We start from the raw sequence: 19,035 nt of genomic DNA on the forward strand, positions 1-19,035 counted from the left end.
CTTGTTTCTAACGAGCTTTGAATAATCAATCGTTTTTAACGATATAATCGTTATACTATTTTGCACTCGGAAACGAGCGTAAACATTAGGACAAGAATCAAGGAAAAAAAGCGATAAAATCGCTGTTTAATACATCCTCGTTACAAACGAGGACGATGTTTTACGAATAAATTAAATGCCTTGGTTCGTGTCTCCACGAGCCGAAACTAAAATACATCAAGTGGAACTATCAATAAAATAAATGAAATACATCCTCAAAACCCTATTTTTTGTACTTGTAGTAACTAATTGCTTAACAGCCAATGCCCAATCCTATTACAACGTGATTAAATATGGCGCAAAAAACGACAGTAGTAAATTGGCTACAACTGCAATCAAAAATGCAATAGCAGCTGCATCAAAAGCTGGTGGAGGAACCGTTTATTTCCCTGCCGGAAAATATTTAACAGGTGCCATCCATTTAAAAAGCAATATTACCATATTGATTGATGCTGGTGCAGAATTGCATTTTAGCGATAATTTTGACGATTATCTACCCATGGTAAAAAGCCGTTACGAAGGGGTAGATGTAATCAGTTTCTCGCCTTTATTTTATGTCTATAAAGCAGAAAATATTTCGATTATTGGTAGAGGTATCATTGATGGCCATGGCAAAAAATGGTGGGATTTCGTTGAAGGTTATAAAGAAGGGCAACCCCGTTCGAAATGGCAAACTAATTTTGACGGTTTAAACAAAGATATTCTATTACCAGATGATCCCAAACAAATGAAACGCGGTTTACTCCGTCCACCGTTTATACAACCGATGTTCTGTAAAAATGTACTGATCGATGGGATTACCATCCGCAATTCGCCATTCTGGACGGTAAACCCTGAGTTTTGTGAAAATGTCAAGATACATGCGGTTACGATCAACAATCCCCATTCGCCCAATACCGATGGGATTAATCCTGAATCTTGTAAAAATGTGCATATTTCGGATTGCCACATCAGCGTAGGCGACGATTGTATTACCATCAAATCAGGCAAGGACGCTCCGGGAAGAAAAATGGCAGTTCCAGCAGAAAATTATGTGATTACTAATTGTACCATGCTTTCCGGGCACGGAGGTGTGGTAATTGGTAGTGAAATGTCGGGCGATGTGCGCAAAATTGCCATTTCAAATTGTGTTTTCGATGGAACTGAACGCGGTATCCGCATTAAAACGGCCCGTGGCAGAGGTGGTGTGGTTGAAGATATCAGGGTGAGTAATATCATCATGAAAAACATTACTGATCAGGCGATTGTACTGGATATGCAATACGCCAAAACCAGTGTAGAACCTGTTTCCGAACGCACACCGATTTTTAGAAATATCCATTTCAGTAATATAACTGGCCAGGTTAACCAGGCAGCTTATTTAAATGGTTTGGGAGAAATGCCCATTGATAATATTACTTTCAATGACATTAATATGGATGCGAAAACCGGGTTTTCTATCCAAAATTCCAATAATATAGAATTACACAACGTAACGGTGAATACAGAGATAGGTCCGTCGTTAAAAGCGATTAACGTGAATAATTTAATTGTAGACGGTTTAAAAAATACCAGGCCACTTGCCAATGCCGCGGTAATTGAGCTCACAAATGTATCCGATCTGTTTTTATACAATGCTTTTCCAGGCAAAGAAACTGTTACTTACCTGAAACTAAATGGAGCTGAAACTAAAAATATATACCTTGGTAATAATAATTTTAGAAGAGTAAAACAGGCCGTTAAGAAAGAAAAAGAAGTAACCGCTAACATCGAAATTATTTCGGGCGATAAAGGACAATAATATGAAGTTTAAACTTTTACTGATTACATCATTTTTAATATCGATTGTTCATTTTAGCAGTGTTGCCCAGGAGAATAACCATACTTTATGGTATACTAAGGCTGCCGAAAAGTGGACGGATGCTTTACCTATTGGCAATGGCCGATTGGGTGCCATGATTTTTGCCGGAACTGCGGTTGATCATATTCAGTTTAACGAAGAAACACTGTGGACAGGCAAGCCAAGAGACTATAACCGCAAAGGCGCCTATCAATATCTACCTGAGATCAGGAAACTACTTTCGGAAGGGAAACAGGCAGCAGCTGAGGCACTGGCTCAAGAACAGTTTATGGGCTTGCAAAGTACTTCGGGAGATAGAAAAGTTTGGGTAGATGAAATGAAGGCCGGAAAAGGTCTTCAGGGAAATCCTGCACTGGCCAGTTTTGACGACAAACTCTGGAAAACCATAAAAGTGCCGGCATATGAAGGATGGGAAGCCGTTGGATTAGCAAATTTGGATGGTGCAGTTTGGTTCAGAACAACTTTTGATGTTCCCGAAAACTGGATTGGAAAAGATCTTGTACTGGACCTTAACCGGATCCGTGATCAGGATTTTACCTATATCAATGGTCAGTTGGTTGGCAATACCGATAATACAGAGCCCAGAAAATACACTATTCCAGCAAAACTGATTAAAAAGGGTAAAAATGTAATTGCCACCCAGGTGCTCAACTACTTCGATAAAGGTGGTTTGGCAGGTTATAAGGATACCTCAAAAAAAATAGGTATTTATCCTGCCGGAGGAAATGTAGATCAGGGTATTTCGCTTGTTAAAGATTGGAAATATAAAATCCAGGATGAAGATCCACCTGCTGTTCCGCAATACCAGGGCAGTTATCAGCCTTTTGGTGATCTGAATTTATATTTCAAACAAAGCAAATCCATCGTTACCAATTACAAAAGGTCTTTAGATATCAGTACTGCTGTTGCCAAAACCACCTATACTTTAAACGGTATAAATTATCAGCGTGAGTATTTTGCAAGTCAGCCGAATCAGACCATTGCCATTCATTTAACCGCTGATAAAAAGGCGTCCATTTCTTTTGATGCCGAACTTTCCAGTCCACATCGAAAATCCGCTGTAAAAGCGCTGGGTAATAATGTAATAGCATTATCGGTTAAGGTAAAGGATGGTGTTATGAAAGGAGAAAGCCGCTTAACGGCATTGGTTAAAAACGGATCGGTAAAAATTGTGAATGGTAAAATCAGTATTCATCTGGCTGATGAAGTAACGCTTTATTTAACTGGTGGAACAAACTTTATCAATGCACAGAATGTTTCAGGAAATCCGGCTACGGCCAATATTACAGCACTCAGCGGATTGAAAGGTAAAAATTATACAGAAATTAAACAGAACCATATTAAAGAATATCAGCGTTATTACAATACTTTTAGCGTTGATTTTGGCCGTTCAGAGAATGAAAACCTACCAACAGACGAAAGACTGGCAAAATTTGCAACGGATAACGACCCTGCATTTGCTGCCTTGTATATGCAATATGGCAGGTATCTGTTAATTTCAAGTTCGCGCCCAGGTACACAACCAGCAAACCTTCAGGGGATTTGGAACGATTTGCTTACTCCGCCATGGGGAAGCAAGTATACCACCAATATTAACCTTGAAATGAATTATTGGCCTACTGAAATCCTCAATTTATCAGCTTTAAATGAACCGCTTTTTAATAAAATCAAAGGATTATCAAAAACCGGTGCCGAAACGGCAAAAGCATATTACAATGCCCATGGTTGGGTTTTACACCACAATACCGATTTATGGAATGGAACAGCACCGATCAATGCCTCAGATCATGGTATTTGGGTAAGTGGAGGCGGTTGGTTAAGTCAGCATTTATGGGAGCATTACCAATTTAGTAAAGACCGTAAATTCCTGGAAACCGAGGCTTACCCCTTAATGAAACAGGCGGCATTGTTTTATGAAGATTTTTTAGTGAAAGATCCAAAAACCGGATGGTTGATCAGCACACCATCCAATTCGCCTGAAAACGGAGGTTTAGTGGCCGGACCAACGATGGATCATCAGATTATCAGATCGTTGTTTAATAACTGTATTGCTGCTTCTGAGCTACTCCATATAGATCAGGATTTTAGAAAAACGCTAACTGAAAAGGTAAAACAGATTGCGCCAAATCAGATCGGAAAATACGGTCAATTGCAAGAATGGCTCGAGGATAAGGATGATACCACGAATAAACACCGTCATGTTTCACATCTTTGGGGTGTTTATCCAGGAAATGACATCACCTGGGACAGTAACGAAAAGATGATGCAGGCTGCAAAACAGTCTTTACTATACCGCGGCGATGATGCTACAGGCTGGAGTTTAGCCTGGAAGATCAATTTTTGGGCAAGGTTTAAAGATGGCGACCATGCCATGAAACTGGTTAGGATGTTAATGAAACCAGCCAATAATGGTGCAGGTTCTTATGTAAACCTTTTTGATGCACACCCACCTTTTCAAATCGATGGAAACTTTGGCGGTGCAGCCGGAATTGCTGAAATGATTGCTCAAAGTCATCAGGGATATCTGGATATTTTACCAGCATTACCAATCGCCATTCCGCATGGCGAAATTAAAGGACTCCGGGCCAGAGGAGGCTTTGAGCTGGATCTAGCCTGGGATAATGGTATATTGACCTCACTTATAGTAAAATCTAAAACTGGAGGGGCTTGTAAAATCCATTACAAAAATAACAGGGTAACTTTCGAAACCAAAGCGGGAGAAAGTTATAAGCTAAATGGAGATTTGAAATTGCTATAAAATATGAACAATGAAATCGTCATTGCGAGGAGGCACGACGAAGCAATCTCCTTTGCAAGAGACTTATTAAAAGTTAATTCAGTAAAGCTTTTTTGCCACGTGAATTTTGGTTCGTGTCTCCACGAACCAAAAAGAATTAAATTTAAGTGCTTTTTTTTATTGGTACTATGTTTTATTAGTTTAAATGGCGCCAGCTCACTCTACGCACAAAACCAAATCCGTAAAGATATTTCCTTAAACGCCAGTTGGCTCAGCATCGCCGATGAGAAAAATAACAACGCTTACAATGGTTTTCAGCAGATCAATTACAATACCCTAAGCTGGAAAAAAGTAAACGTTCCGCACAACTGGGACCAATATGAGGGTTATCAACGGAAACTTCATGGCAATAAACACGGTTATGCCTGGTACCGCCGGGTATTTAAAACCAATGAAATTAAACAGGGTAAACGTTTTTTCCTGTATTTCGAAGGCGTTGGTTCTTATGCAACCGTTTGGTTAAATGGCAAAAAAGTAGGCTATCATGCCGGCGGAAGAACAACATTTACCCTGGACGTTACTGATGCCATAAAATTGAATAATCAAGATAATGTTTTGGGGGTGAGGGCAGATCATCCAGCCAACATTCAGGATTTGCCCTGGGTTGATGGTGGATGTTCTACAGAACGTGGCTTTTCCGAAGGATCTCAACCCATGGGTATTTTCCGTCCGGTTCATTTAATCATAACCAATGAAGTTCGGATTGAACCTTTTGGTGTTCATATTTGGAATGATAATAAAATTTCAGATCAAGCCGCTGTTTCGAATCTGAGTACCACAGTTAAAAATTATGGCTTTAAGCCTAAAAATATTTCTATAATTAACAGATTATTAGATCAGAATGGAAAGCTGGTTAAAGTCTTAAGTAAAATAGTAACTGTTCCCGTTGGAAAAGAAATCCAAATCGATCAGCAGACCGACAAAATCATCAATCCTAAACTTTGGTCTTTAGAAAATCCACATCTATATACTTTACAAACTATACTAGTGGAGAATGGAAAAGTGGTAGACGAACTAAAAACACCTTATGGCATTCGCTGGATTAGCTGGCCTATCGGCCAACAAGCGAATCAGAAACAATTTCTGTTAAATGGAAAACCTGTTTTTATCAATGGTATTGCAGAATATGAACATTTAATCGGCCAAAGTCACGCGTTTAGTAACGAGCAGATCAGTTCGAGGGTTAGGCAGATCAAAGCTGCAGGTTTTAATGCTTTCCGCGATGCGCACCAGCCACACAATTTATTGTACTCTGATTATTGGGATAAAGAAGGGATTTTATGCTGGACGCAAATGGCGGCACATATCTGGTACGATACACCCGAATTTCGAAAAAACTTTAAATCGCTTTTAACCGACTGGGTAAAAGAGCGTAGAAATAGTCCGGCGGTGGTACTTTGGGGGTTGGAAAATGAAAGTACATTACCCGAAGATTTCGCAAAAGAATGCACCGAACTGATTCGGAAATTAGATCCTACGGCTTCATCGCAAAGGAAGGTAACCACCTGTAACGGTGGTAAAGGAACAGATTGGGATGTACCTCAAAACTGGACAGGTACCTACGGCGGAAACCCTTCGGCCTACGGAGAGGATCTGCAACGGCAGGTTTTGGTGGGCGAATATGGCGCCTGGAGAACAATCGATCTCCACCACACAGATACCAACGGAAAGGGTTATACCGAGAACAGAATGACCGATTTAATGGAGACCAAAGTGCGTTTGGCCGAATCGGTGAAGGATAAAACAGCTGGACATTTTTTCTGGTTGTACAGTTCGCACGATAACCCTGGAAGGGTACAAGGGGGCGAAGGGCTGAGAGATTTAGATCGCATTGGCCCTGTAAATTATAAAGGCATGTTCACCCCCTGGGAAGAACCCACAGATGTATTTTATATGTTCAGGGCGAATTATGCACCCAAACAAACGGAGCCCATGGTATATATTGTTTCGCATACCTGGCCAAACCGCTGGACAAAACCTGGGATAAAGGATAGCATTGTTGTTTATTCCAATTGTGATGAAGTAGAACTTTTTAACGATATCGATGACGAATCTTTAGGTCGAAAGAAACGCGGTGTAATAGGCACACATTTCCAATGGGACAAACCTGATATTCAATATAATGTGTTATATGCGGTTGGTTATGTGAAGGGAAAGGCTGTTGCCAAAGATCAAGTGGTATTACAAAATCTGCCTAAAAGCCCAAATTTTCAAACATTAATTTCAGATAAAAAATTAACTGTTCCGGCACGCGATTATAAATATATATACCGGGTAAATTGCGGTGGTGGCGATTATACTGATGCTAATGGGAGTAAATGGTTTCCCGACCGGAATTTAACTTCACAAAATAGCTTCGGCTCAACGTCCTGGACAGCGAACTTTACAGGAGTACCTCCGTTTTTTGCCAGTCAACGCCGCACCTTTCAGCCGATTAACGGTACAACAGACTGGAAGCTCTTCCAAACCTTTAGGTATGGCAGAGATCAGTTGAAATATCATTTTCCGCTTCCTGATGGAGAATACTTGGTAGAGCTTTATTTTATAGAACCCTGGCTGGGTATAGGCGGAGGTTTGGATGCTAAAGCCATGCGTTTGTTTGATGTGGCGTTTAATGGTAAAACCGTAATAAAAGATTTAGATATCTGGAAAGAGGCGGGAAGTAATACTTTGCTGAAGAAAACAATAAAAACAACTGTTAAGGGTGGTTATCTAGATATCAATTTTCCAGAAGTGAAAGTGGGACAGGCTGTTATTTCGGCCATCGCCATTGCCAGTTTAAATGCAGGTGTCCAGGCTGCTGCACCGAGCCGTTCACTCCTAAGCAAAATTAAAAATGCTGAACTTAATAACTGGCTGGATATTGGTGATGAGCAGTTTAAAGGTGAAAGTTCTACCTTTACAGCGCTGCCTTCCAATTTGTATGGTGCAGAGTGGCTAAAAGCCTCCCGAGGGCAGGAAAGTATCGAATTTACCGCTACTGATACTGTTGATACTTTTATCGCTTTAAATGTAAATAGCAGCGTTCCACAAGGATTTGAAGATTCTAAAACTTCATTGATGAATAGTCAAGATGAAACATTCAATCTTTATCGGAAAAGGTTGGATCCAAATGAAAGAATTATTTTTGATAGTAGAACAGCCACCGTTTTTGTACTGCCGGTTACCCATTTACAACCTGCTTATGATTTAAAAACTACTATTTCCTATAAAGCTACGGATGGGATTTTAACAGGAAAGGAGATGGTGAAATCAATGTTAATGGATAAGGAACGCGTCGTTTTTAATGCAGCAGATCACGGAAGTTTAACCTGGAAAATTTCAGTTGGCGTTGCCGATACCTATTCGTTAACTATAAAATACCATAACCCCAGTGAGCAGGTTTTGAAAGGAAAACTGGAGTTTTTATCGGCCGATGGCACCCTAATGAAAACAGAAATGGTCGAATTTGCGCCAACCAAGGCAGGGAAATGGAATTATTTAAGCACCAATACCGGAAGCATGATTAATGCCGGGAGCTATCACCTTCGATTGACTGCCATCGACAGTAAACGACTGGCTATTGATGCTTTAGATGTTCAATAAGATAAGATGGTACAATATGTAGCCAAAATCTTATATGAATGTACTTATTTAGACATGCATATTTGTTTTAACCAAATTAATAAACGAGCCAACAAATAATGAAAGGACTTCCTGTAGTCGACCTTGCAATAATCTTCATTTATCTTGTTGGGATGATATTAGTTGGGGTTTATTTTTCGCGGAAAAATAAAAACGCCGAGCAATTTACAAAAGCTTCGGGCCTGATCCCCGGATGGGCGATAGGTTTATCTATTTATGCAACATTTTTAAGTAGCAATACATTTTTAGGGGTACCAGGAAAAGCTTTTGGGAGCAATTGGAACGCTTTTGTATTCAGTATTTCAATGCCTTTGGCCGCCTGGATCGCTTCAAAATACTTCGTTCCTTTTTACCGGAATACGGGTGAAATATCAGCTTATACCCATTTAGAAAAGCGTTTTGGTGCATGGGCAAGGGTTTATGCGGTGCTGTGTTTTTTGTTGACGCAACTGGCCAGGATGGGATCAATATTTTTTGGTATTGCCTTAAGTTTACAGGCCCTTACTGGTTATTCTATGCAGATGATTATGATCGTAATGGGGCTCTGTATCATTGTTTATACCGTTTTAGGAGGAATTGAAGCGGTAATATGGACAGAAGTGGTACAAGCCGTGGTGAAAACTTTAGGCGCCTTACTTATTCTATATTTAATCATCTCGAATATGCCGGGAGGTGTTTCGAAGATTGTAGAGATCGGACAATCTGCGCATAAATTTAGTCTGGGCAGTTTTAAGCCCGATTTTGTAGGGTCTTCGTTTTGGGTGGTGTTGCTTTATGGATTTTTTATCAACCTGAATAACTTTGGGATGGATCAGAATTACATTCAGCGTTACCATACGGCATCATCGAGCAAAGCGGCTTCAAAGTCGATATGGTTATGTGTTTGGTTGTATATCCCCGCCTCTCTGTTATTTTTTATTATAGGATCTTGCTTATATGCCTACTACGAAGTTAACCCAGATTTAGTGTTGGCGATTAAACATCAGGTGGCGATAGAACGTTTGCCTTTACATGCAAGCGCGACAGAAATATTAAAAGTGCAAAATGCATTACAGCCATCGGACTACGGTGATAAAATTATGCCCCATTTTATGGTGAATAAAATCCCGATAGGCTTGGTTGGATTAATTGTTTCGGCCATTCTATCTGCCGCGATGAGCACTATAAGCTCGGGAATGAACGCTTCGGCGACTGTATTTTCGGTAGATATTTATAAACGCTATTTTAAGCCCGGTGTGACCGAAAAACAGAATTTATCGCTCTTGCACTTGGCGACGGTAGGGTTTGGCTTACTCGGTATGATCGCCGGAATAGCCATGATCGGTGTAAAAAGCATTTTAGATATCTGGTGGGAATTATCAGGCATTTTTGCAGCGGGGATGTTGGGCTTGTTTTTACTCGGCATGATCAGCAGGCAAACTAAAAATCACGAAGCCATCACCGCAACCATAATCGGTATAGCCGTCATTATATGGATGACATTTTCTTCACTTCTTCCTCCAGAATATGAAGCTTTTAGAAATCCTTTACATCAAAACATGATTATCGTGATTGGCACCTTAACCATTTTTTTAGCAGGACTTTTCCTCACGAAAATTAAAAATAAAAAGACTAAAACAGCCAATTAACATCCTCAGGAAGTTTATCCAGGCAACTATATAGAACAATTTATCTTATCAGATTATAATGGAAAACTCACAAAAAGGGTTCATCCCGGTTATGCTCACGCCTTTTTTGAGCAACGGCAACATCGATTATCCCGCACTTACACAGCTTACCGAGATTTATTTACAGGCAGGTTCTTCAGGTTTATTTGCCAATTGCCTATCGAGCGAAATGTTCGAACTGAGCGGTAAAGAGCGGATTCAGGCCATAAAACATGTGATTAAAGTAGTTAACGGAGCTGTACCTGTTGTTGCAACCGGAACTTTTGGTGGCGAAATTGGCAAACAGGCTGATTTTATAAAAGAGGTGAGTGATGCGGGGGTAGAGGCTGTAATTGCCATTACCAGTTTGCTGGCAGATGAAAATGAAACCGATGAAATTTTTAACGATCGTCTTTTCGATCTTTTAGATCAAACGGAAAAAATCCAGCTGGGGTTTTACGAATGTCCGGTGCCGTATAAAAGAGTGTTAAAACCAAAGCAATTGGCCGATTTTGTATCCACTGGAAGAGTAATCTATCATAAAGACACTTCCCTTGATCTTGATCAGATTAAGGAAAAACTGAAACTAACAGCAGGTAAAACTTTCGGATTGTACGATGCTTATATCGTTCATGCGGTAGAATCGCTAAAAGCTGGATCTTCGGGTTTGTCGTGTATTCAAGGAAATTATTTTCCAGAACTGATCGTTTGGCTATGCGATCATTACAAGGATGAAACACTGACAGACGAAGTGCAGGTGGTGCAGCAATTTTTAATCGATAATATGGATGTCATGCACAATGTTTATCCGGTGGTATCAAAATACTTCCTGCAAAAACGTGGCTTAAATATCTCCACCTTTACACGCAGAAACGTGGGTTCATTTACGCCAAGCGTGGTAAAAGAGGTAGAAACCTTGTTTGATGATTATACTTCACTGCGTAATAATCTGAATATTAAGGTTTTTATATAGGTCCGATCTTTTTAATGCGGTCGTCATCCTGAACTTGTTTCAGGATCTATTTTTTAGATAAGATGCTGAATTAAATTCAGCATGACGATCGCGAATGGAATTTAATTCAAGTACTTCCTTTTATAATCCAGGGGTGTCATTCCGGTAACTTTTTTAAAGTGTCTGTAAAAGTTCGATACATTGTTAAAACCACAATCAAAGCAGATCATTTCGGTCGGTAATTTATTCTCAATCAAAAAGCGGCAAGCATGACTTACCCTGATTTCGATCAGGAAATCATAAAAGGTCTTTTTGGTCATGAGTTTAAAATACCTGCAGAAAGAAGTCACACTCAGGTTGCTTAACGAAGCTACTTCTTCCAATGTAATATCCTTTTTATAATTGCTCAGTGTGTAATTGCAGATTTTATTGATGCGGAGCGTTTCTGATTCATTACTTTGGTAGAAAGTGTTTTTGCTCGTTACAATAGTTGAATATTCATCCGTTTCGGCGAGCGTTTTTAAGATTGATAACAGGATAATGATGCGGTCTAAATTTGTCGCGTCAACAGCAGCGCGCATCAAATCGACCAGTTTATCTTTTGCCTTTCCTTTAATCACCATTCCGCCTTTAGCCTTTTCGAATAATTTAGGAATCAGATAAGCTTCAGGTAGGGTGAGCATGTATTTCCCCAGGCAATCTGGCAAAAAGTGAATCACCATGGCTTCGGTAGTCAGGTCGGGATTGTTCTGGAAATATTCATCTTTACAACGCCAGGTGTGCGGCAGGTTTTCGCCCAATAGAACCATCTCATCTGGTACAAAATTACTGATGTTGTCGCCAATGAAACGAACACCCTCACCTTTAATTACATAATGTAACTCGAGCTCAGGGTGGTAATGCCAAATGTTCCCGAAATCGGGTTTGATATCATGACGGATACTGAAAGAACTTTGTAAGGTAATGGGAACTTTATGAAAATGAGGTTTCATGCTGTAAACTAAAATATTTGGTTAGTGCTGTGCTGATACAATTCATAAATCGTTGCACAACAGGGCTAAAGTTAAATAGTTTAATGATAATATCCTATATTAATTTGATAAAAACCATTAGAAAATAGTGTTTTTCATTGTGGAGTTTTGTATATAGCCGTATAGGATTAACCAAAATATAAACCAACAAATTATTTTTATATAAATAATTTGTTTATTAATAAATAATGAGGCAAGGTAAACAAGGAGAAATTCTATTGGTTTCGAGTGGAGATTCACGGCTTTCAGCAAATCAAAATTGCTGGGCAGGGCTGACCACACATCGTAGGCCTACACTAACGATTACCGATTGGAGCGGCTACACCATTTCAACCAGGTTTAAAGTACATTTATGCGGAAAAGTAAACCTAAATAAAAAAAAGAAATTCAATTTAAAATATTAAAAACATGAAATTATCAATTTTAACCTTATTGTTAACGGTATCGGGCATTACGACAATTTTTGCCCAAAATAATACACCTGCCGATAAAGAAGCTTATACTAAAATGATTACCGAACGTTCGGCTAAAATTGTGGCCAATCTGGGTATAAACGATACTAAGAAAACTGAAAAAGTTACAGGGATCATTAGGGATCAGTATAGTGCTTTAAACGATATTTATGCAGCACGCGATATCCGGGTTAAAGAGATTAAAGAGAAAAATAAAGACAATAAAGTAGAGCGCGATTCGGCCCTGGCCAAGGATGGCAGAAAGGTTGATGCGGCTTTAGCCAAACAACACAACAAATACATCAGCAAACTCTCTTCACAATTATCTGCTGAGCAGGTAAATCTGGTAAAAAACGGCATGACTTATAACGTATTGCCAATCACCTACAAAGCTTATCAGGAGGAAATTTTGACCTTAACAGAAGATCAGAAAAAGCAGATCCTAATCTGGTTAACAGAGGCCAGGGAGCATGCCATGGATGCAGAGTCATCGGATAAAAAACATGCCTGGTTTGGTAAATATAAAGGCCGCATTAACAATTACTTATCGGCTGCCGGATACGATTTAAAGAAAGAAGGAGCAGAGTGGGAAAAGCGGAGAAAAGCCAAAACGGAAAGTAATTAAGATTCTGATGTCTTAGATAGACATTAATGTTATCTTTTGTAGAAAAATGCAATAGAAAATTATTTTATTTTTTTTATTTAAGAATATTGTATTTATATATGAATTATTTTATATCTTGTATCATCAATTAAAATAGAAATTATAGAATAGCATAATTATTGTTTTATCTGATACTATTATATATTAAATAGCCACAATTCAAGAATAAACTTTTGTTTTAGCTGTAATTTTGAATTATAATATACTTTCTAACCAAAAAATCCTCAAACTCAAAATAGAAAAAATGAGCCAAATTACATTCCGTTTTCTTTCGTTTCCCTTTTAATAAACGTTGTTTAGACGTTTTTACTTAATTAAAAGAAGGTAATCACATGAAACGACAAGCACTAAACTTGTCAAAACCAAATTAAAAACTAACCAAATAATAAGATGAACTTAAAATTTTTACGCAAAATTTCTTTGCCCTTGCTATTCATGCTATTGGCAGGTACAATGCTCTTTGCCCAGGATCGAAAGATCACAGGTAAGGTTGTTGATCAATCCGATGGGAGTGGTATCCCTGGTGTGAATGTAAGTATTAAAGGTATACCCAGTAACGTAAGCACAAACGGTGATGGTGCTTTTACCATTCAGGTTAAATCTGATGCAGATGTGCTGGTGTTTTCATTTATAGGTTATGTAAGGCAACAGGTAACAGTGGGCAAACAATCCAGCATCACTGTAAAATTGATCGCTGAAAACAAAAACCTCGAAGATGTAGTGGTGGTGGGCTATGGCACACAGAAAAGGAGTCATTTAACGGGTGCTGTTGTTGATATAAAAGCAACAGCAGTAGAAGATTTACCTGCCAGCAACATCGGGGCTGCACTAGCCGGAAAAATATTGGGAGTTGGTGTAAGTGGAGGGATTTCAAGGCCAGGTTCTACAGCAAAACTGACCATTAGGAATCCGAATACGATTTTTTCTAAAGATGGTGGTTCTACAGATCCTTTATATGTTATTGATGATGTAATCCAGATCAACCCTTCAAATGGTCAACCAGATGCTACTCTTTTTAATAACTTAGACCCTTCTGAAATAGAGAGTTTGTCGTTCCTAAAAGATGCATCTGCGGCAATTTATGGTACAAGAGCTGGTAACGGAGTTGTATTAGTGAAAACTAAACGGGGTAAAATTGGTCCTCCCCGCATCAGTTATAGCGGCTCTTATGCTTTTAACGACGAAGCTTACAGAACCAAAATGATGAGTGCTTATCAGTTTGGAATGTATTATAATATTATGAACGGGCCAAATGGAGCTAATGTGAATCCAACAGGTGCTTCTGCTGCAGACAGCTTTTTTAGTCAGGATGAATTGGAGCATTTTAAAAACATCAATTATGACTGGTTAGAGGATGCATGGAAATCGGCCTACAACATGAAACATACGTTAAGTGTTTCTGGAGGTTCAGACCGTGCAACCTATTTTGGCGATGTTGCTTATTACAAACAAGATGGAAATCTTTCCAGTCTAGATTTTAAAAGATGGAATTTTAGATCAGGTGCCGATATTAAGGTGGCAACCAATCTGAAGGTTGGTTTACAGGTTTCAGGAAACAACAGCGAGCTCATCAAAACTTTTAATAAGATCGGTAGTGAGTTAGATGATAACGATTACCGGAACCTTATACTTGCGCCCCGTTATGTTCCAATATACATTAACGGATACCCGGTTAAATTACCAGGAACCACAAACGATTTTTCTACCTATCATTTCTACGAAATCGAAAAATTAGGCAATCTGGCCAATACCAAAAACACCAACTTTACTGTAAATTTAAATGCACAATACGATATCCCTTTTGTTAAAGGCTTAAGCGCCAGGGCTGCGTATTCCAGAAATATGGGCAGCAGTGCCGGATCCCAAATTGGTACAAAGTATAATGTTTATACTTTTAAAAAATTAGGTACAAACGAGCATATTTATGATGGTGCAACATTGCCAACAGCCCTTGTTGCTTCTAATGGCAACCGTTTATACTATTCTAATACTACACAAAGCTCAACACAATCTAACTTTGTGCTTACCTATAATAGATCATTCGGTAAACACACTATTGGTGCTTTAGCTACAGTAGAGAGATCAGAACAGGCTTATGATAACGAAACTGTATTAAAGGCAGATCCGATCCAACTTACAAACGGCCAGTTTAATTCGGCAACTGGCGCGATTGATGGAACAACCACAAAATCAGAGGGAGGGTCTCTATCGTATGTAGCAAGAGCTAACTATAGCTACGCCGATAAGTATCTTGCAGAATTTATGTTTAGAAGTGATGCTTCTACCAAGTTTGCACCAGGTAACTATTGGGGCAATTTTTATTCAGGTTCGGTGGGTTGGGTAATCTCTGAAGAAGACTTTTTTAAAGTACCTGGTATTGATTTCTTAAAGCTAAGGTATTCAATAGGTTTATTGGGTAATGACCAAACGAAAGCATGGTTATGGAGACAACGTTATACTTTCCAGGATGGTAAAGGCGCGGTATTTGGTGGAGATGGCAATACCACTGCAGGGTATAAAATGGAGGCATCACCAAATCCTGATGCAACCTGGAGCGACGAGCTTAAAAATAATGTAGGTATTGATGCTAAATTCTTAAAAAACCGCCTCACCTTGTCATTAGATGGTTATTATAACCATGCAACAAATATTTTAACAGAGGTAACATCTAATATTCCCATCACAATAGGTGGTTCAGTAGCTTCTCAGAATTACGCAACAGCCGATTACTTTGGTTATGAGGTGGGAATTGGCTGGAACGATAAAATCGGAAAAGACTTTAGTTATGGTGTAGATTTTAGATTTGCCTGGTCAGACAATAAAGTAATCAAAGCCGATTATAATGCCAATGATGTTCTATATCCATGGAATCCGCGCAATGGAACCTCCTCTGATGTAGGTAAATGGGGTTACGATTATTTAGGTATGTTTAAAGATCAACAAGAAATTGATGCTTATGTAAGCCAGTACAAGATTACTGCAGTTAGTCCCGGAAATGCAGGAAGTGCAACAACTGTTTTGGCGAAGGATTTAAAACCAGGGATGTTATATTACAGAGATGTTAGAGGCCCTTTACAGCCTGATGGATCTTTTGCAGGCCCGGATGGTATAATCGACTTTAATGACCAGGTACAACTGTCAAAAAAAGCAACTAATCATTATGGCTACGGTACAACACTAAAAGCAAATTATAAAGGGATAGGCATAGAGGCTGTAATTTCAGGATCCTTTGGTGGTTGGTCTGAAATCGATGCCCGCAAAAAAATGAATAACTCTATTTCGCGCACATTTGCAAGTGTACCGGAAATTTGGGGCGATATTTATGATCCGATTCTCAACCCAACTGGTACCATGCCAAACCCTAACTGGGAAGCAACAAGCTTGAGTCCAACATCAAACTTCTGGAAAGTATCTTCTTTTAGGATGCGCCTGGCAAGTGTACAATTGAACTACTCATTACCTAAAAGTTTACTGGAGAAAGTTAAACTGAGTAATGTACGTGTTTTTGCCACAGCATTAAATCCTTATAATTTTTACAACCCGTATTCATATAGAGATAGTGATACGGCATACGACGTTTTTCCTAACCTAAAAACATTTTCTTTTGGATTAAACGTAACGTTTTAATAATTAAGGATAGTAAGACTATTAAATTTTAAAGACATGAAAAAGATTAATATAATATATGTTTTAGTTTTGCTGGTTATTATAACCGCAAGCTGTAAAGACAGTTTTCTGGAAGAGAAAAAGGATTATGCGGGTTTTAACGAACAGGTTTTTCAGGAAGCATCCTTAGCACAGGGGTATGTAGATTATGTGTATGGTATGTTTTTGCCTGCAAATAATGGCACGCCGAATGTTCAAGTGCAAAGCGCTACAGAAAATGCTGTATATAGTTCTGCTTTTACGCAAACAACTGATGAATTAGCTGGTGAAACAGATTGGAATAAAGAATGGGCACAGATTTCTTATGTTAACACCAATGCCTTAAAATATTTCGGACAACGCCTTCCTAGTAGCGTGGCCAATAATACCTGGACACGTATGAAAGAGATTAATCTTTTTCTTCAGGAGATTGATAAACATGGTTTACCAACAGATGTTACCAACAAATTTAAAGGGCAGATGTATTTTTGGAGAGCCTGGCAATACTTCGAATTGGTTAAATTGTATGGTGGAGTGCCTTTGGTTCTAGTACCACAAGATCCAATCATTACTTCTGGAACTTCAAGTGAAATACAAAGAAGCCCTACATCTGTTTGCATCGAACAGATTGTTAAAGATTTGGATTTAGCAACTTCTTTGTTGCCAGGCAAATGGACAGGGGTAGATAACGGTAGAATTACCTCAGGAGCTGCAGCAGCATTAAAAGGCAGGGTTTTGTTAACATGGGCTAGTCCGCTATTTAACCGTAGTGATGATAGAGCTCGCTGGGAGCGTGCTTATCAGGCAAATTTGGCTGCTAAAACCTTATTAGAGTCAAACGGGTTTGGCCTGTACAAAACAGGCGGTACAGCTAATGGTGTAGCTTGGGGCAATATGTTTATCACCGATAATAGCAGCGAATCTGTTTTTGCGTTCGGTTTTAATGCGCTAACAACCGGTAATCCTCAGAAGAATAATGGTTGGGAACAAGCTACCCGATCGAGAGAAATTAACGGAGCTGGGTCGATATCGCCAACTAAACAGATTGTTGACGCGTTTCCGATGAGAGATGGTAAACCGATAAGTGCTTCATCTGCTACATATCCATATTCAGAGGCTAAGTTTTACAAAAACAGAGACCCAAGGTTCTATAAAACTTTTGTTTATAATGGAGCCATTTGGCCATATTCTGGAGCAACTAATTACAAGCAATGGACTTACGTTTGGAAAAAAACGGCTACAGCTGGTTACAATGGCACCACAGAAACAAAAGGAGCTAATGGCAGTGGGGTATATTTGTGTAAAGCAAATAATCCAAATGCGAACAACTCCATTGGCAACTTTAGTAATAGCCCTACCGATTATATGGAAATAAGATTTGCGGAGGTTGTGCTTAACCTTGCCGAATCGGCTATTGGTGCAGACAAACCAAGCGAAGGCTTTGAAGGTATTAAGTCAATAAGAGATAGAGCAGGAATTTTAGCAGGTACTGATGGATCTTATGGTTTAGGCACTGGCTTAAGTCGCGACCAACTATTTACCGCTGTTTTAAATGAAAGAAAAATAGAATTCGCGTACGAAAGTAAACGTTTTTGGGACCTAAGAAGATGGATGCTTTTCGAATCTGGTCCAACAACAGCAAGATTAGGTTTTGCACCTTTAAATGGTACACGCAGGACTGGTTTTTATATTGGTGTTAAAACGATCGATGGTGCTGATTACGTTGGTACGAATGATCCGTTGTTAAAACCTGCATCAGGATCAGCTCCATTAATCGATAGAGATCCTGCAACTTATCCAAACGGAATTACCACCTACGATCAATACGTTGATTATCTCTATGACAACTACTTCAAGGTAAGCGTAAGAGATGACCTGGATAAAACCAGTCCGGCGAATTGGAAATTTACATGGTACTCTCAATATTATTTCTTTGGGATCAATCAAACCATATTATCGGCAAGTCCATATCTACAACAAACAACAGGTTGGGATAGCATGAATGGTGCGGGTACTTTCGACCCATTAAAATAAATGAATTAAGATCTTGGGGGCGGTAGCTCATTGCCCTGATTTTTTATATTTGGTTTTGGAAAAGGAAACATTAATTTGTTTCCTTTTTTTTTATTCAAGAATGTTACATTTATATATGAATTTTATATCTATCTTGTAACATGGCTGAGAGAATGAATTTGATTTGTTACAGGCATTTTTACCAATTGATAAGATGCTACAATAGCTAGCCAAAATTATACAGTAAACAGGCGCTTTTTGCGTGCAAATTTGAAAGATAATATACTTTCTAACCAAAATTATTTACAAGGATAGACAAAGAAATGAGCCAC

Annotated in this window: 9 protein-coding genes; 8 read left to right on the forward strand and 1 reads right to left on the reverse strand. The window is 39.0% G+C overall.

What is annotated here, in order from left to right; genetic code table 11:
• Positions 1–241 precede the first annotated feature (241 nt).
• From R2S57_RS23785 to R2S57_RS23805, 5 genes are all read left to right on the forward strand, one after another.
• Entirely contained in the window at positions 242–1,819 is a 1,578-nt protein-coding gene (locus R2S57_RS23785; protein ID WP_316847415.1) for a glycoside hydrolase family 28 protein, read from the forward strand.
• 1 nt (position 1,820) lies between these two features.
• The gene (locus R2S57_RS23790; RefSeq protein WP_316847416.1) at positions 1,821–4,637 is read left to right on the forward strand and encodes a glycosyl hydrolase family 95 catalytic domain-containing protein; all 2,817 of its coding nucleotides are present in this window, start codon (positions 1,821–1,823) and stop codon (positions 4,635–4,637) included.
• 159 nt (positions 4,638–4,796) lie between these two features.
• A complete protein-coding gene (locus R2S57_RS23795) occupies positions 4,797–8,261 on the forward strand; it encodes a malectin domain-containing carbohydrate-binding protein (RefSeq protein ID WP_316847417.1) in 3,465 nt (1,154 codons plus the stop codon).
• Between the two features lie 98 nt (positions 8,262–8,359).
• On the forward strand, positions 8,360–9,928 hold the full coding sequence (locus R2S57_RS23800) for a sodium:solute symporter (protein WP_316847418.1): 1,569 nt from the start codon (positions 8,360–8,362) through the stop codon (positions 9,926–9,928).
• 58 nt (positions 9,929–9,986) lie between these two features.
• The gene (locus R2S57_RS23805) at positions 9,987–10,919 is read left to right on the forward strand and encodes a dihydrodipicolinate synthase family protein (protein WP_316847419.1); all 933 of its coding nucleotides are present in this window, start codon (positions 9,987–9,989) and stop codon (positions 10,917–10,919) included.
• A gap of 101 nt (positions 10,920–11,020) precedes the next feature.
• Here R2S57_RS23805 and R2S57_RS23810 read toward each other — a convergent pair whose 3' ends face one another.
• Complete coding sequence (locus R2S57_RS23810) at positions 11,021–11,890, reverse strand: AraC family transcriptional regulator (RefSeq protein ID WP_316847420.1); 870 nt, start codon at positions 11,888–11,890, stop codon at positions 11,021–11,023.
• A gap of 447 nt (positions 11,891–12,337) precedes the next feature.
• On the opposite strand from R2S57_RS23810, the gene R2S57_RS23815 reads away from it, so the two are divergent.
• From R2S57_RS23815 to R2S57_RS23825, 3 genes are all read left to right on the forward strand, one after another.
• Positions 12,338–13,006, forward strand: a complete 669-nt coding sequence (locus R2S57_RS23815; protein WP_316847421.1) for a DUF3826 domain-containing protein — start codon at positions 12,338–12,340, stop codon at positions 13,004–13,006.
• Positions 13,007–13,435: 429 nt separating this feature from the next.
• Complete coding sequence (locus tag R2S57_RS23820; protein ID WP_316847422.1) at positions 13,436–16,672, forward strand: SusC/RagA family TonB-linked outer membrane protein; 3,237 nt, start codon at positions 13,436–13,438, stop codon at positions 16,670–16,672.
• 36 nt (positions 16,673–16,708) lie between these two features.
• Positions 16,709–18,724 (forward strand): RagB/SusD family nutrient uptake outer membrane protein, encoded by a 2,016-nt coding sequence (locus R2S57_RS23825; RefSeq protein ID WP_316847423.1) that lies wholly within the window; start codon positions 16,709–16,711, stop codon positions 18,722–18,724.
• The last annotated feature ends 311 nt before the right edge of the window (positions 18,725–19,035 follow it).

It is taken from the genome of Pedobacter psychrodurus (genome assembly GCF_032678585.1).
Taxonomy (GTDB): Bacteria; Bacteroidota; Bacteroidia; order Sphingobacteriales; family Sphingobacteriaceae; genus Pedobacter; species Pedobacter psychrodurus_A.